Consider the following 18,449-nt stretch of genomic DNA (forward strand, 5'->3'; position numbering starts at 1 on the left):
ACCCTTTCTCATCGGAAAGTGTTGCAACGACCCTTTGGACTCAAGTAACGGTTGTTGATGTAGGTCTGGTCCGTTAGCTCCCGCCATGTATCTCCCAGGTGACGGGGCACCCCAGGGGAGTGGTCTCCCGCGAGATACATATCCAGATCTAACTGACGGGACCTACTTAAGTACGGCATCCGCACGCCTATCCGAGCCACTCCACTTATGACCCCGCCAACGTACTCTCCCCATCTGGATGGTCTGGAGGGGGTTGTCTCCGCAGGTGGTCAGGCCAGCCATATCCCGGGCGTCATCGCCAACCTCATCGGAGACTAAGCTCCGGTCCGGAGAGCTATTGAGGCTGCCCCGGAACCACCGGCGGAGTTCCTGGGTCAGTAGGTCACGGCGCCCCGCGAGGCGGACTGCACCAGCTTGGCGTATTTACCCAGCACGCCGTGCAGGCGCGGGTTCTCCGGTACCTGCCATGCTTCCCGACGCCGCGCCAGCTCCTCCTCCGGGATGTCCACGTCGATGGTGCGCTCCGGGATGTTCACCCGGATCGGGTCGCCGTCCTGAATGAAGGCGATGGGGCCGCCGTCGACAGCCTCCGGTGCCACATGACCGATGCACAGACCGGTGGAGCCGCCGGAGAAGCGTCCGTCGGTGACGAGCAGGACATCCTTACCGATGCCCGCACCCTTGATCGCACCCGTGATGGCCAGCATCTCCCGCATTCCGGGCCCGCCCTTGGGGCCCTCGTAGCGGATGACCACGACGTCACCCTTCTTCAGTTCACCGCCCAGGACCGCATCCATGGCGGGTTGCTCGCGGTCGAAGACGCGGGCGGTGCCGTTGAAGACGTCGGCGTCGAAACCGGCGGTCTTGACCACCGCACCCTCTGGGGCGAGCGAGCCGTGGAGGATACTCAGTCCACCGGTGGCGTGCATGGGGTTGTCCAGGGCCCGGAGGATCTTTCCGTCCGGATCCGGGGTACGGATATCGGCCAGGTTCTCGGCGACGGTGCGGCCGGTTACGGTGAGGCAGTCACCGTTGATGAGGCCGGCGTCGAGAAGCGCCTTCATCACGACCGGGATGCCACCGATACGGAAGACATCCGCCATGACATAGCGACCGAAGGGCTTGAGGTCGCCCAGATGCGGGACCTTGTCGGCCACGGCATTGAAGTCATCGAGGCTGAGATCGACCTCCGCCTCATGTGCGATGGCCAGCAGGTGCAGAACCGCATTGGTGGAACCACCCAGGGCCATGACCACCGCGACGGCGTTGAGCAGGGAATCGCGGGTGATGATGTCACGGGCCCGGATCCCGTTGCGCAGCAGACCGACGACGGCCTCACCCGACTGGCGGGCGTGGATGATGCGGTCGCGGTGGACCGCCGGGGGAGCGGCAGAACCCGGCAGGGACATGCCCATCGCCTCGGCGGCGGAGGCCATGGTGTTGGCGGTGTACATGCCGCCACAGGCGCCCTCACCCGGGCAGATGGCGCGTTCGATGACGTCGACGTCATCCTGCGAGAGTTTGCCGGCACGGCAGGCGCCGACCGCCTCGAACGCATCAATGAGAGTGACCTCCTCCTCGCGGCCGTCGGCGAAACGGGCGGTCCCCGGCATGGTGGAGCCGTTGTAGAGGAAGACACTCGAGAGGTTGAGACGGGCGGCGGCCATGATCATGCCGGGGATGGACTTGTCGCAGCCGGCCAGCAGAACGGAGCCGTCGAGACGCTCCGCGCCCATCACGGTCTCCACGGAATCGGTGACCACCTCCCGGGAGACCAGGGAATAGTGCATCCCCTCATGGCCCATGGAAATGCCGTCGGAGACGGAAATCGTGCCGAACTCCAGGGGATAGCCACCGGCGGCGTGAACCCCTTCCTTCGCGAATCCCGCGAGCTTGCGCAGGGTGAGGTTGCAGGGGGTGATCTCATTCCAGGAGGAGGCGACGCCGATCTGCGGCTTCTCCCAGTCATCGTCACCCATGCCTACCGCGCGGAGCATGCCGCGGGAGGCTGTGCTCTCGAGTCCGTCGGTTACATCCCGGGACCGGGGCTTGATGTCCACGTCGTCATTGTCGGGGGAGTCTGTGAGCTTCGTCATGACCTGAGTCTAGGTAGCTGGCGGGCAGGCGGCAGGAAAACCAGGAAGACGGCAGTCGAAATGCTGTTGAACTGGGGATTTGGGGTCCGGAGACATCGTGGGTTATAGTTTCACATGTCGTCAACACGGGGTTAACAATCTTGTGTGGACGTGGTGAAGTGAATATCACCCGACGCGGGGTGGAGCAGCTCGGTAGCTCGCTGGGCTCATAACCCAGAGGTCGTAGGTTCGAATCCTGCCCCCGCTACCAATTCCGACAGCCCCCTGGACCTTGTGGTCCAGGGGGCTTCGTCGTGCGCGGAGGTAACGGTTGTTGATGTAGGTCTGGTCCGTTAGCTCCCGCCATGTATCTCCCAGGTGACGGGGAGTCCTGGGAGAGTCGCATCCCGCGAGATACATGTCCGGATCTAGCCCACGAGAGCTACATCATCCCGGGATCCGAACCTGGCAGGCTGGTAACCATTCGGACACGACATTCATGCCCACCTGCCGGTTCGGGGGTGCCGTGGCATGATGTTGAGGTATTCGTTTGAGCACCACCAGAAGGGCCCCACCTCACATGCGACGGCACTCCCGCGTTAGAAATATCATGACTGCAACGATAGTGATGGGGGCGGTACTGCTCGCAGCACCGGTCTCCGGAGCAGTCGATGCTCCGGCAACCCCCGAGGCCGTGGAGCTGGAGAACCCGCAGGTTGAGCAGACCCCGCAGCCCGCCGGTCAGATGGAGGTCGCTTCCGTCGACGTGGTCAACCAGGTTCGGGGCCAGCTGGCTGCTTTCGGCGTGCAGGCCCCGGCGGTGGACACCGCCCTCACCGATGCAGTGGACCAGGCGATCGTGGACCATGTCCCGAACACGAAGCTGCGCGAATCTGATGAGACCGCGGAGGACAACTCCGCCCCCGTGACCGGTACCCAGTACGTCGACCAGGTGGAGATCACCGACGAGATGCGCGGGCGTTTCGTCGAGGAGGATGCCGTCCCCCTGGATCCGAACTACCGCTGGCACAATGACCCGGTCGCCAAGACCATGGCCGGTAAGCCTTTCGATGAGTGGGTCCTGCACCGCGTGTCGGGTTCCTGGTTCGACGCGCCGCGCATCCCGGAGGAGTCCATGGTCGTGCAGAACCAGGACGCCTCCCTCTACGGCCCCGGCACCCCGATCTACCTGGGTGACAGCATGATGTGCACCCTCGGTGTGGTGGGCACGGACGCGCAGGGCCGGAAGGTCGGTCTCACCGCCGGTCACTGCGGTCAACCGGGGGACCAGGTCTGGTCCGCCGATTCCTGGCAGGTCGGCCCCACCGGCACGGTCGTCACCACCAACCAGGTCCATGATTACTCGGTCGTGGAGCTGGGCTCGAATGCCGAGCTCACACGCACCTACAACGGCGTGACGGTCAACAGCGTCGGGGGCCCGGTCGGGCCGGGGCAGGTCCTGTGCAAGCAGGGTGTGGCCACCGGCCACACCTGCGGCCACGTGTGGGCTGCTGACGAGGAGGTCCACATCACGCAGGTCTGCGCCATGACGGGCGATTCCGGTGCGCCGCTGCTGGCGGGTGACCGCATGGTGGGCATGATCTCCGGTGGCGTGCTGCCGGACCACCGCCTGTCCTGCAAGTCGCCGCTGCAGGGGCAGCTGTTCATGCCGACCGCCTCGCACACCATGGATGCCGTCCTCAAGGACGTGGACGCACGTGGGGGAGTCGGTGCCGGCTTCCGCCTCCCTGACTAGGAACGACGGGAACTAGCCCTCGCCGCGCAGCGCGGCGAGGGTTTCTTCATGCAGCAGGCCGTTGGTGGCCACCGCATCACCGCCGTGGGGGCCGTCCGCCCCGGCCAGGGAGCTGAAGCGGCCACCGGCCTCGGTGACGAGGATCGCCAGGGCGGCCAGGTCCCAGAGGGAGACCTCGGGCTCGGCGGCGATGTCGACCGCACCCTCGGCAACCAGGCAGTAGGAGAAGAAGTCTCCGTAGCCGCGTAGGCGCCAGGTCTTGTCGGACAGGGCGATGAAGTTCTCCCGCAGGCGGCGCTCGGCCCAGCCCTCCAGGGAGGAGAAGGCCAGGGAGGCGTCACTGAGGGAGGCCACACCGGAGACACTGAGCTTCTTGGGGGAGCCACCGTTGAAGGTGCGCCAGGCACCGGATTCCTCGGCGGCGTACCAGCGGCGGGCCAGCGCGGGGGCGGAGATGACGCCGACGACGGGTCGGCCGTCGACAAGCAGGGAGATCAGCGTGGCCCAGACGGGCACGCCGCGGACGAAGTTCTTGGTGCCGTCGATCGGGTCGATGACCCACTGGCGGCCCTCGTGAGTGACCTCGCCGCCGAATTCCTCGCCGAGGATCGCGTCGGTGGGCCGGGCCTCGGCCAGTTTCGCACGCAGTGCCTCCTCGCAGGCGAGGTCGGCATCGGAGACCGGGGTCATGTCTGGCTTGGCGGTGACGTTGAGGTCGGTGGCCTCGAAGCGCTCGAAGGTCAACGCGTCCGCGAGGTCGGCGAGTTCGAGGGCGAGGGCAAGGTCATCGGCGTACGTGCTCATGGCTCTACATCCTAACCAGCGCGGACGTGACCTGTTCCACTGCGCGGGCATTACCTGCCACACACCAGGTGACTCCGGCGGCCTCGACCTTCACTCCGACGCCGCCGGCCCCCTCGACGAGCGCCTTGCCCGGCAGCCAGTCCCAGTCGGCGACGGAGTGCTGCATCCACACACCCATCGAGCCGTCCGCCACGGAGGCGAGGTCGACGGAGGCCGCACCGAGCATCCGCAGGGTGGCGAATTCATCGACGACCCGGGTCCATGCCTCGCGACGCTCCGGTTTCGCCAGCGAGGTGGGATGCAGGTAGGTGGCCAGGCAGAGCTGCCCGGCGTCGATGTCCTGCAGCTTCGCCACCCCCTGGCCGTCCCGGACCGTCGGGATCTCCGGCCCACCCAGCCAGGTGTAACCCATCGCGGGGCGGTGTACCGCACCGAGGATGAGGCGCTCCGGGGTGGCCGGATCGCCCTCTGTCAGGGCGAGGGCGGCGCACCAGTAGTCGGAACCGACGGTGAAGTTGTAGGTGCCGTCGACCGGGTCGACCACCCATGTCCGCCCCGAGGTCGAGGGGTGGTCGGTGCCCTCCTCCCCGACGACCCCGTCCTCCGGGCGCAGCTGCTTCAGTGCACCGGCGATGAACTCCTCCGCTGCGTGGTCGGCCTGCGTCACCACATCGGAGACGGAACTCTTGTGGCGGGTGTCCACACCCTGTTCACGCATCCGCCAGGCCAGGCGCCCGGCGTTGTAGACGAGGGCCTGGGCGAGGTGTTCGTCGGAATCCTGGTCGTGGGCGATGACGAATGTCTTCGTTATCGCGGCGATCATGTCTTCAAGGCTGGCGGCAGGGTGCTGATTGGTCATGGGCCCATTGTGCCCCCTCGGGCGCGATGACTCAGCCGGGGGACAAGTAGACTGTCAGGTTATGCGACCGGAAATCTCTGCTGCACTCGAAGATCTGGACTCCACCCTCACCACCATCGAGAAGGTGATGGACCCGGAGGAGTTGTCCGCGCGTGTGCGTGAGCTGGAGCAGCAGGCCTCCGATCCGAGCCTGTGGGATGACCCGGACCATGCCCAGCAGGTCACCTCCGAACTGTCCGCCGTGCAGGGCAAGCTGCGCAAACTCACCGACCTGCGCCAGCGCCTGAGCGACCTGCCCATCATGTACGAGCTCGCCGAGGAGGAGGACGACGGCGACGAGCTGGCCGACGGGGAGCTCGCCGACGTCCGTGAGCAGATCGAGGCCCTCGAGGTCACCACGATGCTGTCGGGGGCCTACGACCAGCGTGAGGCGTTGATCAACATCCGTTCCGGTGCGGGTGGGATCGACGCCGCGGACTGGGCGGAGATGCTCATGCGGATGTACACCCGCTGGGCGGAGAAGAACGGCCACAAGGTCGACGTCTATGACATCTCCTACGCGGAGGAGGCCGGCATCAAATCGGCGACGTTCGTGGTGCACGGCGACTACATGTACGGCCAGCTCTCGGTCGAGCAGGGTGCCCACCGCCTGGTACGCATCAGCCCCTTCGACAACCAGGGCCGCCGCCAGACCTCCTTCGCCGAGGTCGAGGTGCTGCCCGTCGTGGAGAAGGTGGACTCCATCGATATCCCGGACAATGACGTCCGTGTGGATGTCTACCGTTCCTCCGGTCCGGGTGGCCAGTCCGTGAACACCACCGACTCGGCCGTGCGGCTGACCCACGTCCCGACAGGCATCGTGGTGACCTGTCAGAACGAGAAGTCGCAGATCCAGAACAAGGCCTCCGCCATGCGGGTCCTGCAGGCGAAGCTGCTGGAGAAGAAGCGCCAGGAGGAGCGTGCCGAGATGGACGCCCTCGGTTCCGGTGGCCACGCCTCCTGGGGCAACCAGATGCGTTCCTATGTGCTCCACCCGTACCAGATGGTCAAGGACCTGCGCACCAACTTCGAGGTCAATGACCCCTCGAAGGTGCTGGACGGCGAGATCGACGGTTTCCTCGAGGCCGGCATCCGCTGGCGGATGGCGGAGCAGCAGCAGGCTTGAGTCGGGCGTAGCACTTCCTGGCAACTTGATGGCACCCCTTCTCCTGCGTTCACAGGCCTCTCAATCATCACAGGCCGTTGGCTACAGTGTGAGAGGTGATCACGTTTGACTCCGTCACCAAGGCCTACCGGACCTCGACGCGCCCGGCCCTGGACGATATCTCCCTGACCATCGACAAGGGGGAGTTCGTCTTCCTCATCGGGCCATCCGGCTCAGGAAAATCCACCTTCCTGGAGCTGCTGATCCGTGAGGAGAACGTCACCTCAGGCGACATCCACTTTGCGGACCTCCACGTCAATCAGCTTCGGGGCGGGCAGATCAGCCAGCTGCGGCAGCGCATCGGTTACGTCTTCCAGGATTTCCGCCTGCTGCCCAAGCTCAACGTCCACGACAACGTGGCCTTCGCGTTGGAGGTCATCGGGAAGAAACGCCGCCAGATCGACAAATCGGTGCCCGAGGCCCTGGAGATGGTCGGCCTGGCGTCCAAGGCCGACCGGATGCCGCACGAGCTCTCCGGTGGTGAGCAGCAGCGTGTCGCCGTGGCCCGCGCCGTGATCAACCGCCCCCTGCTCCTGCTGGCAGACGAACCCACCGGCAACCTCGACCCGGAGACCTCCGCCGGCATCATGTCGTTGCTGGGCCAGATCAACCGCGGCGGCACGACAGTGGTGATGTCCACGCACAACGCCCGGGCGGTCGACGACATGCGCAGGCGCGTCATCGAACTCAACCTGGGCCGACTCGTGCGTGATGACGCCCACGGTGTCTACGGCGAATCCCGATAGCGGCAAGGAGCACCACATGAACATCAGATTCGTCCTCCGGGAGGCCTTCCGCGGGCTGGGCCGGAACTTCACCATGACCGTCGCCCTCGTCATCACCACGGCGATCTCCCTGGCGCTGCTGGCCACGGGATTCCTGGTCACCCAGATGACCGGGGACACCAAGGACATCTACCTCGACCGGGTGGAGGTGATGGTCCAGCTCGACGAGGACATCTCCGCCAACGACGCGGACTGCTCCTCCGGGGCGTGCCGGGAGGTCCGTGAGCTTCTCGACGCCGCCGAAGGCGTCGACTCCGTCACCTACCGTTCGCGTGAGCAGTCCTATGAGCGTTTCGTCGAGGTCTTCCGGGACACTGACCCGCAGTTGGTCGCGGAAACCTCCCCCGATGCCCTGCCCGCCGCGCTGCACGTGCGCCTGAGCGATCCGCTGGACCAGGCCCCGCTGGAGCCGGTGCGGGATCTGCCGCAGGTGGACACCGTGGTCGACCAGGTCGATGACCTGCGCGGGGCCACCGAGAACCTGGACGCGGTGCGCAACGCCACCTTCCTCGTGGCCGCGGTGCAGGCGGTCGCGGCGGTCTTCCTCATCGCCAACATGGTGCAGATCGCGGCCTTCTCCCGCCGCCACGAGATCTCCATCATGCGCATGGTCGGTGCCTCCCGGTGGTTCACCCAGGCACCGTTCGTGCTGGAGGCCCTCATCTCGACGTTCATCGGTGCCGTCCTGGCCACGGTGGGCCTGTTCCTGGGTAAGGAATTCGTCATCGACAAGGCGCTGCGCGGTCTGTACGAGTCGCAGCTGATCGCACCGGTGACCAACGCCGACATCTGGCTCGTCGCTCCCGTGGTCACGCTGACAGGTCTCATCTTTGCCGCGGCCACGGCGCAGGTCGCGTTGCGCAGTTATGTGAGAAAGTAGACGGATGACCTGGACCCTGGCACTGGCCGTTTCCCCGACCGGCAACGGCACCGCGAAACTCGGTGCCTCCGGCACACCTGAGATCACCGGATACTTCCCCGAGATCGACCGCGCTGTGCGCTTCTCCTCCGAGGGGGAGGACAGCCGGGTGCCTGCCCGGACCTGCCTCATCATTGAGGAGGGTCTGGAGCCTCACGCCCTCAAGTGGTATCTGGGTGAGCTCGTCATCGCCGGCATCCCCGCCCAGACGGTGCAGGTGCGCAGCGAAGTCGAGGTTCTGTCCACCGCCCACGGGGAGCCGGTGGAGGTCATCCCGCAGGGGACCCCGAAGAAGAAGGGTTTCCTCTCCGTGGAGGAACCGGTGCGTGACGAGGTGACGATCATCGTCCCCGGCCGTGAACCGGAGGTCCGCCCCCGCGAGGACGTGGCGCTGCTGGCACTGGAGAACCCCGTGGCGCAGTCTCTCGTGGACATCCCCGCTGATGCCCCCGCACCGGCGCCGGAGAAGAACACCAGTGTGAACAACTACATCATCATCGTGGCCGTCGCCCTGGCTGTCGTCCTTGGCGTGGTCTTCCTCATCTGATGGGCTGGTCGCTGGGTCTCTCCCTCGGCCCCGGCGGGGTGGGTTCTGCCGTCGGGCTCAGCGGGGGAGGGGTGCACCTGATCGGGGCGTTCCCCACGATCGCCCGTGCCGTCCACGCCGCCACCCAGGCCGCCAGCGGTCCGGCCACCCGGGTGGTGCTTGTCCATCCTGCGGGCCTCACCGTCGACGAACTCGGCCGCCACCTCGGGGATCTGGCCCTGGCCGGTCTCGACGTCGACGGAATCCAGCTGCGCACTGATGTCGAGGTGCTCCACGCGGTGACCGGGCACCGCGTCCTGCTTGTCGACGCCGACCGTGACCTCATCGCCGCCCACCCCGGGCGGACCTCGCGGTTTGAGGCGGACAGGTTGGCCGCGCTCGTCGCCAAGCACCCCCATGACACGACGGTGGCCCTGACCGGCCATCCGGAGACCCGCGACCGATACCACGTCGCCGCCCGCGACTACGCGCCCCTGCTCGTCGAACGCCCGGCCCTGGCAGCACTCGCCCTGCAGATCCCCGACACCACCGCGCTGGTGAGCACGCCCCGTACCGCCGGGGCGCTGCGCCGACGTCCACCCGTTCTCCCCGTCCTGGCCGCCATCCCCGTCATCATGGTGCTCCTGTTGCTTCTGCTGCTGTGAGCAGCCGGGTAGCATGGACCGGACTATGGCCAAGAAGAAGAAAACTCAGGACCGTAGCGTCCTGGCCACCAACCGCAGGGCCCGGCACGACTACAACATCCTGGAGACGTACGAATGCGGTGTCGTGCTGGTGGGCACGGAGATCAAGTCCCTGCGTGAGGGCAAGGTGTCCATCGCCGACGCCTTCGCCACCGTCGATGACGGGGAGGTGTGGCTGCGCAACCTCCACATCCCGGAGTACTCCATGGGCTCATGGACCAACCACCCCCCGAAGCGCACCCGCAAGCTACTCCTGCACCGCCGCGAGATCGACTCCATCATGGGCAAGGTCCGGGATGGCAACCGCACCCTCGTGCCGCTGCAGCTCTACCTCAAGGACGGGCGAGTCAAACTCGAGCTCGGTCTGGCGCAGGGTAAGCAGGACTACGACAAACGGCAGGACATCAAACGCCGCACCGAGGAACGTGAGATCACCCGCGAGCTGGGTAGGCGCATCAAGGGCATCCAAGGGTGATTACCGCGGTCAAGGTCCACGACCTCCTGCGTGGTGACGGGAAAGTAGCGGGACGCGCCGTCCTCGTCGACCGGCTCTGGCCCCGCGGGGTGGCCAGGGCAGACCTTGACTGTCTCTGGTTGAAGGATGCCGCCCCCTCCCATGAACTGCGGAAATGGTTCGGCCATGACCCGGCCCGGTGGGTAGAGTTCCAGGCCCGCTACCGGGCGGAACTCGACACCGGGAATAGCGATGTCGACGAACTGGTTGCACTGGCTGACGGTGATATCACCCTCCTCTACGGAGCCGCCGACCGCGAACACAACCAGGCAATCGTGTTAGCAGAATGGTTGACGGAACAGGTGGAGAAGCGTTAAGATGAACCATCCTGCGGACAGATGCACAATCCCGCCGCAGTGAATACGGGGCTGATTCAGGTTTCGACTTCGTATATTGAGCCAGGGGAAGCGTGCCGGTGCAGGCTGAGGACCACCGTAAGCGTCGCAGCAAACCCATAAGCGCCGAGAACACTCAGCGCGACTACGCCCTCGCTGCCTAAGTAGCGACCGCGTGTCTGTCAGACCGGACTCGCCTCTGATCCGGACCCTGGCATCGACTAGGAGGCTTGCCGTCCAGCCGCGTCAGCGGGGTTGGACGGGACACTTACCGCTGACTGGGCCCATCATCCGGAACGAGTTCGTCCGAGCCGGAGGGCCGAGCAGAGATCCGGCGCGAACTGCGCACGGAGAAGCCCTGGCGAGGTGACGAAGGACCCGGGTTCAATTCCCGGCAGCTCCACCGAAGAGAGATCCCCAGACCATCACTGGTCTGGGGATCTCTTCATTTCATGGCCTTGACCTGCATAAGTAGTCAGCGGACATAGCGGACACTAGGGTACGGGCTAGCACTCCCGTTCCCCACGAATTGGTCACGAGACCACCTCATTGGCCACGCATCGGTCACGCACTGGCCACGACAGAAGGGTTCAATTCCCTATGACTCCACGCCCGAAACGCGGCTTCGGCTCCATCACCCAGCTGCCATCCGGAAAGCACCGCGCGCGCTACACCGGTCCCGACGGCGACCGCCACAAGGCACCGAACACCTTCTTCTCCAAGGATGATGCCGCCGCGTGGCTGCGCTCCGAGGAGAAGCTCATCGAGTTCGACGAGTGGACCCCACCGGCCACTCGCGCCCAATCGCGCGAGGACCAGGCCCGCACCGTCGGCGACTGGATCACCCAGTGGCTTGATCTCCGCTCCCGCGGCACCAGCGCCCTCGAACCATCGACCCTGCAGGACTACACAAGCACCCTCAACCGCCGCATCCTCAAGGTCGCTGACCCTGCCGCCCGCCTCCGGGACATCCCCCTGACGAGGCTGACGCGCCGGGACGTGGCCGCCTGGTGGGATGACATCAACCGCCAGTTCTCAACGCCGCCCTACAACCGCAACGCCTACGCCCGCCTCAAAACCGCCATGCAGGCCGCCGTCGACCGCGACATGATCCCCATCAGCCCCGTCGTCGTCCCCGACGCCGCCAAGCGACCCAAGCACCACCGCAAAGACCTCCCCGAGGCCTCGGTCATGCAGGGCATCGTCGACCAACTCGACAAGAAGATCCCCCGCATCGACGGCCGCCACAAGCTCATCGCGATCCTCACCCTCTTCCACGGACTCCGCCTCGGCGAGGCCCTGGGCCTACGCCGCCGTGACGTGGCCATCACCGCAGACTCCATCCACGTCCACGTCCGGGGCAACGTCTACCGCGTCCCAGGCGAAGGCATGCACTACAAGGCCACCGCCAAGACCGACGCCGGACACCGCACCGTCCCCCTCTTCGCCCGCTTCCACACCGACGTCCGCGACCACCTTAAACGATTCGTCGGTGACAGCCCTGACGCCTGGCTGTTCACCACCGCAGCCGCCGGCGGCATCATCATGGACACCAGCTACCGCAGCATCATGGAACGCGCGAAACTCCGCGCCGGGTTCAAGGACGTCAAAATCACGCCCCACTACGGCCGCGTCTGGCTGATCACAACGCTGGCAGAGGCCGGCATGCCGATCCCCGCGATCGGCGAGATACTCGGCCAGCGCGACCTGCGTACGATCACCGAGATCTACATGCGGTCCTCGGCGGCCAAGCGGGATGAGGTCCTCGGCCAGGTGAACCAGGCGCTCGACACCCCGCTGGCTGATGTCGCAGATCTCGACGCAAAGCGCGGGGAGAAGGAGGTAGGAGAGGAGACTGCCTGACACAGCCTAGCTATAGAGTTACCTTCCGACAGACTGTGACGGAAGGTAACTCTATGGCTGAACTACAGAGAAAGCTCTCGTGGTGCTGAGTCGATACGGACTAGACGGTAACCTGTCCGCCCAGTCCTTCCCGAGGCTTGCTTCTTGCGTCGGCAAGCGATTGTCGCACGTACTCTTTGATTGATAAACAGGGGGAGAGTTTCTAGTAGCTCTTCGTCGATCGTGCCCGCGATGTCTCTTTGGCCGGGGACTTCTAGGAAGAACTGGCGTCGTCGAGTGCGCATGCCATCCAGAACTCCAACGACTTCAGTGGTCCAGTTTTCGTACTCGGATTCGCTTAACGATTCTTTGAGGACTCGAGCTTGCTCAGAAGTCAATTGGCCACCGAGTTGTCTGCCGTCGCTGATCTTGAGGGTCAGTTCGATTGATCGGCTCAGGGAGTCAATCGTCTCGGATAGTTTTTGGAGACCGATTCTCTCAGGGGTGCGAAGTCCAAGGGCAGCATCTAGAGCAGAATCATCCTGTTGGTTTTCAGGTAGAACCTGGGTGAGGCTTCGAGTTGAAGCTTCAGCCTTCGAGGGACTCTCTCTCCGGTCAATAAGGGCGGCGTTCTCATCAGGGATGGAATGAGGGAAACCGAGAAGAATTTTGTTCCCACTTGACCCTAGGTTGCGGAAACCGAGGCTCTCACGGAAGTGCTGGGTGATGCGAACTTGCTCAGCTGCGGTATCCAGCTGAGACTTGGCAAAGTGCGCGACGCTGTCCATGACAGCCATGGAAACCTGAGCGTTGACGTAGGCATCCACTCGCGGGCCATCTATCTCGACCTCAAGGAGCGATGAACGGGGAGTGTAGAATTTTTGCTCGCCTGCAAGCAAGGATCCTCGAGCCAGGCGGGACAGCGGCGAATCGTCGAAAGCATGCTCCTCGAGAGCACGTCTCAGTGGGTTTGTCATACCTTCACCTCCGCAAATCCTTTAACTTCTCCTGGGCAGTAGACGCCGTTGCGCTTCACGCTACTCCAAGTTTCGAACCAGGAGGGCGCCAAGTCTGGAGTTGAAATAAAAGCGTCCAGCGCGCCGGCCATCGGCTGGAGCCTGGGAATGGAGGTCATCCACGGAGATGAGATTAGAACACTCTGCAGCGTGAGGAACTCGACAAGCTCGTCTAGTTCCTCCTGGGTGCGATTGTTGAAGCTATCAACATCCTCAGGAAAGATGACGACATCTACATCACGTGGCGCTTCAAGCTTCTGCATCGCGAACCCGCCGTTTATCCACAGCCTAGACGGGCCAACTGCTGGTCGGACAATTTCGATGTAGCTGGTCAAGCACTGGAAAAGTAGCTCCCGCACCTGACGTTCTGGGGCATCGGTGACAAATCGGTCATAGACGCCGTCCAGATCGGTGGCGTGCGCGCCGGGGTCCAAAAGTCCGCTGGCGTTCCAAGATGGAAGGGGTGCGGCTGACAATGTAGTACCTCCAAGGGCGGACTGGGCGTGAAATTACATTACCCATTAGCGGACTTGGGGGGACGTAAACGGGCATTGGGGGTGTCGGGATGGTGGATAGGCAAGGCCCCTGAACCGTGCTGGTTCAGGGGCCTCACGTGGTGCCGTCGGCGCGCCGGGTGGCGCGGATGGGGGTCAGTACCCCATCTGGTTGGCGCAGTCCTGGGTCCAACCGCTGGTGCCGTCCGTGAAGAACGTCGTGCCGGTCTCGTGCATCATGGGGTCACCGCAGGAGGCGATGGTCTTGTCCAGGACGCGGGGCTGATCGTGGCCGGGGGCGCCGGTGAATCCGATCACTGGTGCGGGGGCTGGGGACGGCGCAGGGACGGCAGGTACGGCGGGTGCAGGCGCTGGTGTCGGTGGTGCCGCGGGTGTGGGTGCAGCAGCGGGGGCGACCTCGGGTGCTGCAGGAGCGGCTGGAACCTCCGAGACGTGGCTGGTGGTCTGCAGGTCAGGGGCAGGGAACGTCCATCGGCCGCTGGTCTGGTCCTCGGTGAGCCTGATCTCCGTCGTACCGATGGGGACGTCAGCGTAGTGGACGTGGCGGACGGTATCGCCGACATGGATCTGTGAGATCCAGGGGGTTTCGTCGGCTGGGTTCGAGCACCAGGTGGAGGACCCGAGGGGGTGGTTGAGCCCATCCTCGGTCAGGGCTGACCATTCGGACCTGATAGTGAAGTAGCCGGGGTCGTACTCGAAGTCGGAGGGCTTGGTCTTGATGAGTACGGGGATGTGCACCAGGATGGTGTCGGCAGGCTGTTCGTCGAACGCGATCCCGGGGCAGGAGTCGAGGGGCTCGATTGCTTCGACGGTGAACAGTACGGAGCAGTCTTCGAAGGCCACGCAATCGAAGCCGGCCTCCTTGCCCACAGTGCTCATACCTATGTCCTCTCCGGGGTCCCTGAGCGTAGGGGTTTCGGAGGTTGACTCGGTGGCGGATGTGGCAGCGGGTGAATCATCAGAATCGGCGTTTCCACACGCTCCCAGAACCATCGACAAAGCTGTGATGCCTGCAGCGAACGGTATGCGAAGTTTTATCATGAACTCTTTCCTGAGTATGCGTTCTACTTTTGCTGCTTGTCGAACGGAGGCTGCAGACGGGCCCGGGTGATGTAGTGGTACACGAAAGGCCCAACGGCCAGAGCGGTGAAGATGAGCCCCACGGGGGCAGTCACCAGACCGATAAGAGCGACGATCGCCAGCAGCACCAGCAGGACCCACCACAGGCCCATCAGCAGGGGACCGCTGAACTCTCGAACGCGCGCCGGGTCTCCGCCATGGGCCTGCATGATGCGCTCGCACTGGCCTACGGTCGCGTAGTCGATGCGGGGAGCTGAGTTGTCTGCTGACGCGGTGCGGACACGTGCCCGCACGACACCGCGTTGAAAGAGGTTCGCACGGCGAGCCCCATCCGGTGCAAGCAGCTCTCCCCAATCGAGAGGAGCTGGTCTCGCCAGCGTATGCAAGGGCATCGAAAAGGACTGGGACGGCGGACGGTTCTGCCGTTGTGTGGATTCTCCTGGCCAGCGATCAGCGACCGGGTAGTTTCTCGGGTTCTCCTCGAAATCGACCAGCCGGGGGATCGGGGCGTATTCGATTGGGGAGAGCTGAGATTCTGATAGCTCACTGGATCGGGCAGCATGAAGAGTTACTTCGGCAGCCAAGGATGATCCCTTGATGGTCGCGTGAGCCACGGTGAGAAGACCGAGATCGTCGAAGTGACGGACCGCCGGAACGTACTTCTCGGAGCTTGCCTTCGTGAGCTCGCCGATCCTCTCTCCACCCAAACGGACTTCGATGCCTTCCCACTTGGCGCGGATTCCCGCTTCAACCACATGAAGAGTCACCAGAAGGTGCCCTTCGCCTGATGGTGGAACATAGTCCGCCAGGACATCAATGTGATCAGATTCCTTGGTCACCTGGATCGCATTACCTGAAGGCAGCACCGCGAAGCCATCAACTGGTGGGTCGTTAAGCGGAACAAGCAGATCCGGCGCCCCCAGCTGGACCGAGGCATCGAAACGCCACTGATTCTCGTAGTCCTTCGACACCCACACGGAAGCCAACGTTGAAGGATCGAAGCCAGAGGCAGCGATACGCCGCAGCTGCTGAAAGTTCCCAGACAGCTCGGAGGGAATATGCCCAATGACACGGTCACGCCACCGAACTGACAATGTATTTCCAGAGGCGCTATGGGGGTTGTCTGGCTCAGGGACGATGGTGACTTCAGCCGTAAAATCAGAATTCTGCCGACCACTGTGAGCTTTCATCATCGCCTGAAGCGCATCAGGGTAGTAGTACGTTCCCTTCACCTCGGTGCGCAAACCTTTCGATAGCGAGGACACATCATAGGTCGGTAGTCCAGTGGTCATTGAACTGAAGTCCTTTCATGAAGATCCCGCCAGAGATTTACATATTCGACGGTGACACCCAGCTCGACTGCTAGCGCGCCGGGATGTGAGCTTACTTCACTTGCTGTGTCACGGTGATCGATTGCCCTGATGGGGGGATCATGCTGCCCACTCCCACGCCATCCTGAAGGCCTATTCGAGAATGCAGTCGTAGTTCGGTTTGATGCGGCCGGTTTCGTAGAGCTTCATCCATACCTCGAGAAGGTAAGGGGTGACGCCGAGTTCGGCGGCCACGGCCGGGGCTGCATGGTCGAGGTCGAGGGAGGCCTGCTCGACGATGTCGAGGGTCAGGAGAAGCTCGGCGGCGTACTCGTCGGCGTCACGCTCATAGCGGGGGGTCGAGCAGTCGTGGCCCCAGTGGGCATGGCCCAGCTCGTGCGCGATGGCACAGCGCCGGGTGACCGGGTCAAGCCCCCAGCGCACGACGATGGTGCGGGTGTCGTGGTGGTAGGCGGCGTTGAGGCTGTCGTTCAGACGGCCGGACTCGACCAGGTGCACGCCCAAAGAGGCAAGGCGTGCCTCCAGGAGGCTGTCCATGTCTACTTCTCCTTAGGTGTATTCCTCGTCCAGGGGCTCCGTGGACTCTTGAGCGGCCACCTGTGCCTGGCCGCTGTTGATGGCGTCGATAAGCGCGTCGTCGTCGTAGGGGGCCGGATCAACATTGGGAGTGGGCAGCGATCGAACGGCAGCGGATGCCTCGGCCTCGATGTCATCGACGGTGAAGGTTCCCTCAAAGAGGTTTGAATCGTTGAGTTTGTCGACGAGCAGCTGCAGCGCATCGGCCATCGATGCCTGGGCGAAGGCTCGCTTGAGACTGACCTTTTCGGAGGCGACTTCGTCGGCGTCAAGGAAGCCAGTGTCGACGAGGGCATCGATGGGGGAGACCTCATAGGCGCGGGCGATCTGGATGATGTTGTCGGCGGTGGAGCGGCCACGCTGTGCATGGCGGATCAGGGTGGGGCCTTGAAGCTTGGATCGTTTAGCGGCGATCGACGGCGTGGGGGATCCCGGGAGGCTATGCAGCCAGGTTTCGAAGTCCATGACTACATTATGCAGCTGCAAAATGTATGCGTCAACACCTGGGGAAATATCTAATCATCTCGTTCCCGTTGACATTCTGAACTGCTGGTGTGCATAATGTATCTGCCGGATACAAAATGTACTAGGAGGGGTCAGATGCACAAGGTTCGACCGGGCGCGCTCGACGAGATCGCTCAGATGATTGACGCCAAAAGCGACAGCGACGTCGCGAAGTTCCTCGGCGTCAGCGAAAGAGAACTTGAGGCAATGCGCTACGGCCACGGAGTCGGAGTGCTTCAAGCGGCAGTCATCGCCAAGCGCCGCGAAGCCCACCTCCGTGCCATGGACATCCTCGACGAAGTCACAGGTCAGAAAGGGGCCTTCGTCGAGGACCAGCCCGCCGCTTGATCAACAGAACGTTCCCCATCCCACCCCTGAAATGAAAGGAGGCCCCCTGATGCAGCAGGAGGCCAGCACCCAGATTACCAGCCTTAACGCGTCCCGAAACGATCTCCTCGGGTGGCTCACCCGCGAGTGGACTGTCGAGGACGACGGGGACATCTTCACTGTTTGGGCCCGCGAGCACCGCACCACCGAGAGCTGGGACGTCTTCCGCACCGCCACCCAGCGGGACCTGTCCACCACGAACCCCCGCCACAAGAGGATCGTCGCAGCCATCAAGGAGCACATCACCCACCGGGTGCTGCTCAAGGACATGGACTTCTACCGCGACTGCGACGGCCGCCATCGCGTGGACCGCAACTACATCGTCAACCACGACGATCAGAAGTGGCAGGTAGTCCGCAGCCTTATGGACGGCGAGACCGAGTACGAGGTTTACAGCCTGCCCGACGTCGACGAGATCCCCCTGGACTCCGAGGCCGGCCGCGCGGTCGTCGCCCTGGTCGAGGAGTTCACCGAGTTCCGAAAGGACGAACTGTGACAACCAAACCTGTGCCGGAACTGATGACCGGCCGGCAGGTTGCCGACCTCTTGAAGGTCCACCCGCGGACCGTCCGCCGGTGGTCCACCGATGGCCGGCTGACCCGCATCCGCCTGGGCCCCCGGTCCATCCGCTACGACGCGGCGGAAGTCCAGGCCCTGGTCGAGGACAACTCCTACCGCCTCGGCGCCTGACGTCACTTTCCACGCCGCCGGCTGGCG

General features: G+C 64.0%; 21 protein-coding genes, 1 tRNA gene and 1 other RNA gene. 14 read left to right on the top strand and 9 right to left on the bottom strand.

Going from position 1 to position 18,449, the window contains the following annotated elements:
- Positions 1-374 precede the first annotated feature (374 nt).
- Positions 375-2,096, bottom strand: a complete 1,722-nt coding sequence (ilvD, locus tag EAH68_RS12570) for a dihydroxy-acid dehydratase (RefSeq protein ID WP_126121694.1) — start codon at positions 2,094-2,096, stop codon at positions 375-377.
- 173 nt (positions 2,097-2,269) lie between these two features.
- On the opposite strand from ilvD, the gene EAH68_RS12575 reads away from it, so the two are divergent.
- Positions 2,270-2,346, top strand: a tRNA-Met gene (locus tag EAH68_RS12575).
- A gap of 309 nt (positions 2,347-2,655) precedes the next feature.
- Positions 2,656-3,831: a S1 family peptidase gene (locus EAH68_RS12580; RefSeq protein WP_164546491.1), complete on the top strand. Its 1,176-nt coding sequence runs from the start codon at positions 2,656-2,658 to the stop codon at positions 3,829-3,831.
- Between the two features lie 12 nt (positions 3,832-3,843).
- Here EAH68_RS12580 and hisN read toward each other — a convergent pair whose 3' ends face one another.
- Complete coding sequence (hisN, locus tag EAH68_RS12585) at positions 3,844-4,635, bottom strand: histidinol-phosphatase (protein WP_126121695.1); 792 nt, start codon at positions 4,633-4,635, stop codon at positions 3,844-3,846.
- A gap of 4 nt (positions 4,636-4,639) precedes the next feature.
- The gene (locus tag EAH68_RS12590) at positions 4,640-5,494 is read right to left on the bottom strand and encodes an inositol monophosphatase family protein (protein ID WP_126121696.1); all 855 of its coding nucleotides are present in this window, start codon (positions 5,492-5,494) and stop codon (positions 4,640-4,642) included.
- 61 nt (positions 5,495-5,555) lie between these two features.
- On the opposite strand from EAH68_RS12590, the gene prfB reads away from it, so the two are divergent.
- The 9 genes from prfB (at position 5,556) to EAH68_RS12635 (ending at position 12,344) form a co-directional block, all read left to right on the top strand.
- Positions 5,556-6,659: a peptide chain release factor 2 gene (prfB, locus tag EAH68_RS12595; protein WP_126121697.1), complete on the top strand. Its 1,104-nt coding sequence runs from the start codon at positions 5,556-5,558 to the stop codon at positions 6,657-6,659.
- Between the two features lie 95 nt (positions 6,660-6,754).
- Positions 6,755-7,444 (top strand): cell division ATP-binding protein FtsE, encoded by a 690-nt coding sequence (gene ftsE / locus EAH68_RS12600; RefSeq protein ID WP_126121698.1) that lies wholly within the window; start codon positions 6,755-6,757, stop codon positions 7,442-7,444.
- A gap of 16 nt (positions 7,445-7,460) precedes the next feature.
- Entirely contained in the window at positions 7,461-8,363 is a 903-nt protein-coding gene (gene ftsX / locus EAH68_RS12605; RefSeq protein ID WP_126121699.1) for a permease-like cell division protein FtsX, read from the top strand.
- Between the two features lie 4 nt (positions 8,364-8,367).
- A complete protein-coding gene (locus tag EAH68_RS12610; RefSeq protein WP_126121700.1) occupies positions 8,368-8,949 on the top strand; it encodes a hypothetical protein in 582 nt (193 codons plus the stop codon).
- On the top strand, positions 8,949-9,593 hold the full coding sequence (locus tag EAH68_RS12615; RefSeq protein ID WP_126121701.1) for a hypothetical protein: 645 nt from the start codon (positions 8,949-8,951) through the stop codon (positions 9,591-9,593). Before EAH68_RS12610 ends, EAH68_RS12615 begins: the two co-directional genes overlap by 1 nt.
- A 25-nt stretch (positions 9,594-9,618) precedes the next feature.
- A complete protein-coding gene (gene smpB / locus EAH68_RS12620) occupies positions 9,619-10,107 on the top strand; it encodes an SsrA-binding protein SmpB (RefSeq protein ID WP_126121702.1) in 489 nt (162 codons plus the stop codon).
- Positions 10,104-10,463 (top strand): DUF488 domain-containing protein, encoded by a 360-nt coding sequence (locus EAH68_RS12625; protein ID WP_126121703.1) that lies wholly within the window; start codon positions 10,104-10,106, stop codon positions 10,461-10,463. The genes smpB and EAH68_RS12625 overlap by 4 nt, the downstream gene beginning before the upstream one ends.
- Before the next feature lie 47 nt (positions 10,464-10,510).
- Positions 10,511-10,887: a transfer-messenger RNA gene (gene ssrA / locus EAH68_RS12630) on the top strand.
- A gap of 194 nt (positions 10,888-11,081) precedes the next feature.
- Entirely contained in the window at positions 11,082-12,344 is a 1,263-nt protein-coding gene (locus EAH68_RS12635; RefSeq protein WP_126121704.1) for a tyrosine-type recombinase/integrase, read from the top strand.
- A gap of 62 nt (positions 12,345-12,406) precedes the next feature.
- Here the strand turns inward: EAH68_RS12635 and EAH68_RS12640 are convergent, their stop codons facing one another.
- From EAH68_RS12640 to EAH68_RS12665, 6 genes are all read right to left on the bottom strand, one after another.
- Positions 12,407-13,300, bottom strand: a complete 894-nt coding sequence (locus tag EAH68_RS12640; RefSeq protein ID WP_126121705.1) for a hypothetical protein — start codon at positions 13,298-13,300, stop codon at positions 12,407-12,409.
- Positions 13,297-13,815 (bottom strand): DUF6932 family protein, encoded by a 519-nt coding sequence (locus tag EAH68_RS12645; protein ID WP_439647636.1) that lies wholly within the window; start codon positions 13,813-13,815, stop codon positions 13,297-13,299. Before EAH68_RS12645 ends, EAH68_RS12640 begins: the two co-directional genes overlap by 4 nt.
- A gap of 174 nt (positions 13,816-13,989) precedes the next feature.
- On the bottom strand, positions 13,990-14,733 hold the full coding sequence (locus EAH68_RS15005; protein WP_241228455.1) for a hypothetical protein: 744 nt from the start codon (positions 14,731-14,733) through the stop codon (positions 13,990-13,992).
- Positions 14,734-14,918: 185 nt separating this feature from the next.
- Positions 14,919-16,226: an HIRAN domain-containing protein gene (locus tag EAH68_RS12655; protein ID WP_126121707.1), complete on the bottom strand. Its 1,308-nt coding sequence runs from the start codon at positions 16,224-16,226 to the stop codon at positions 14,919-14,921.
- A gap of 171 nt (positions 16,227-16,397) precedes the next feature.
- Positions 16,398-16,802 carry an ImmA/IrrE family metallo-endopeptidase gene (locus EAH68_RS12660; RefSeq protein ID WP_126121708.1) on the bottom strand — a complete coding sequence of 135 codons (405 nt, stop codon included), beginning with the start codon at positions 16,800-16,802 and terminating at the stop codon, positions 16,398-16,400.
- A gap of 12 nt (positions 16,803-16,814) precedes the next feature.
- Positions 16,815-17,306, bottom strand: a complete 492-nt coding sequence (locus EAH68_RS12665) for an XRE family transcriptional regulator (RefSeq protein ID WP_126121709.1) — start codon at positions 17,304-17,306, stop codon at positions 16,815-16,817.
- A gap of 135 nt (positions 17,307-17,441) precedes the next feature.
- Here EAH68_RS12665 and EAH68_RS12670 point away from each other — a divergent pair, with 135 nt between their 5' ends.
- Genes EAH68_RS12670 through EAH68_RS12680 form a run of 3 tightly spaced genes read left to right on the top strand, consistent with a single transcriptional unit; the run spans position 17,442 to position 18,422 of the window.
- On the top strand, positions 17,442-17,693 hold the full coding sequence (locus EAH68_RS12670; protein WP_126121710.1) for a hypothetical protein: 252 nt from the start codon (positions 17,442-17,444) through the stop codon (positions 17,691-17,693).
- 49 nt (positions 17,694-17,742) lie between these two features.
- Positions 17,743-18,228, top strand: coding sequence for a hypothetical protein (locus EAH68_RS12675; RefSeq protein WP_126121711.1), 486 nt, complete (start codon positions 17,743-17,745; stop codon positions 18,226-18,228).
- On the top strand, positions 18,225-18,422 hold the full coding sequence (locus EAH68_RS12680) for a helix-turn-helix transcriptional regulator (RefSeq protein ID WP_241228456.1): 198 nt from the start codon (positions 18,225-18,227) through the stop codon (positions 18,420-18,422). Before EAH68_RS12675 ends, EAH68_RS12680 begins: the two co-directional genes overlap by 4 nt.
- Positions 18,423-18,449: the final 27 nt, after the last annotated feature.

This window comes from Corynebacterium hylobatis (assembly GCF_003955685.1).
Classification (GTDB): Bacteria; Actinomycetota; Actinomycetes; order Mycobacteriales; family Mycobacteriaceae; genus Corynebacterium; species Corynebacterium hylobatis.

What these genes read in the sequence shown, in the direction of transcription:
- ilvD (WP_126121694.1), bottom strand. Translation starts at nt 2,096, where the DNA reads ATGACGAAGCTCACAGACTCCCCCGACAATGACGACGTGGACATCAAG.
- EAH68_RS12580 (WP_164546491.1), top strand. Translation starts at nt 2,656, where the DNA reads ATGCGACGGCACTCCCGCGTTAGAAATATCATGACTGCAACGATAGTG.
- hisN (WP_126121695.1), bottom strand. Translation starts at nt 4,635, where the DNA reads ATGAGCACGTACGCCGATGACCTTGCCCTCGCCCTCGAACTCGCCGAC.
- EAH68_RS12590 (WP_126121696.1), bottom strand. Translation starts at nt 5,494, where the DNA reads ATGACCAATCAGCACCCTGCCGCCAGCCTTGAAGACATGATCGCCGCG.
- prfB (WP_126121697.1), top strand. Translation starts at nt 5,556, where the DNA reads ATGCGACCGGAAATCTCTGCTGCACTCGAAGATCTGGACTCCACCCTC.
- ftsX (WP_126121699.1), top strand. Translation starts at nt 7,461, where the DNA reads ATGAACATCAGATTCGTCCTCCGGGAGGCCTTCCGCGGGCTGGGCCGG.
- EAH68_RS12610 (WP_126121700.1), top strand. Translation starts at nt 8,368, where the DNA reads ATGACCTGGACCCTGGCACTGGCCGTTTCCCCGACCGGCAACGGCACC.
- EAH68_RS12615 (WP_126121701.1), top strand. Translation starts at nt 8,949, where the DNA reads ATGGGCTGGTCGCTGGGTCTCTCCCTCGGCCCCGGCGGGGTGGGTTCT.
- smpB (WP_126121702.1), top strand. Translation starts at nt 9,619, where the DNA reads ATGGCCAAGAAGAAGAAAACTCAGGACCGTAGCGTCCTGGCCACCAAC.
- EAH68_RS12635 (WP_126121704.1), top strand. Translation starts at nt 11,082, where the DNA reads ATGACTCCACGCCCGAAACGCGGCTTCGGCTCCATCACCCAGCTGCCA.
- EAH68_RS12640 (WP_126121705.1), bottom strand. Translation starts at nt 13,300, where the DNA reads ATGACAAACCCACTGAGACGTGCTCTCGAGGAGCATGCTTTCGACGAT.
- EAH68_RS15005 (WP_241228455.1), bottom strand. Translation starts at nt 14,733, where the DNA reads ATGAGCACTGTGGGCAAGGAGGCCGGCTTCGATTGCGTGGCCTTCGAA.
- EAH68_RS12655 (WP_126121707.1), bottom strand. Translation starts at nt 16,226, where the DNA reads ATGACCACTGGACTACCGACCTATGATGTGTCCTCGCTATCGAAAGGT.
- EAH68_RS12660 (WP_126121708.1), bottom strand. Translation starts at nt 16,802, where the DNA reads ATGGACAGCCTCCTGGAGGCACGCCTTGCCTCTTTGGGCGTGCACCTG.
- EAH68_RS12665 (WP_126121709.1), bottom strand. Translation starts at nt 17,306, where the DNA reads ATGGACTTCGAAACCTGGCTGCATAGCCTCCCGGGATCCCCCACGCCG.
- EAH68_RS12670 (WP_126121710.1), top strand. Translation starts at nt 17,442, where the DNA reads ATGCACAAGGTTCGACCGGGCGCGCTCGACGAGATCGCTCAGATGATT.
- EAH68_RS12675 (WP_126121711.1), top strand. Translation starts at nt 17,743, where the DNA reads ATGCAGCAGGAGGCCAGCACCCAGATTACCAGCCTTAACGCGTCCCGA.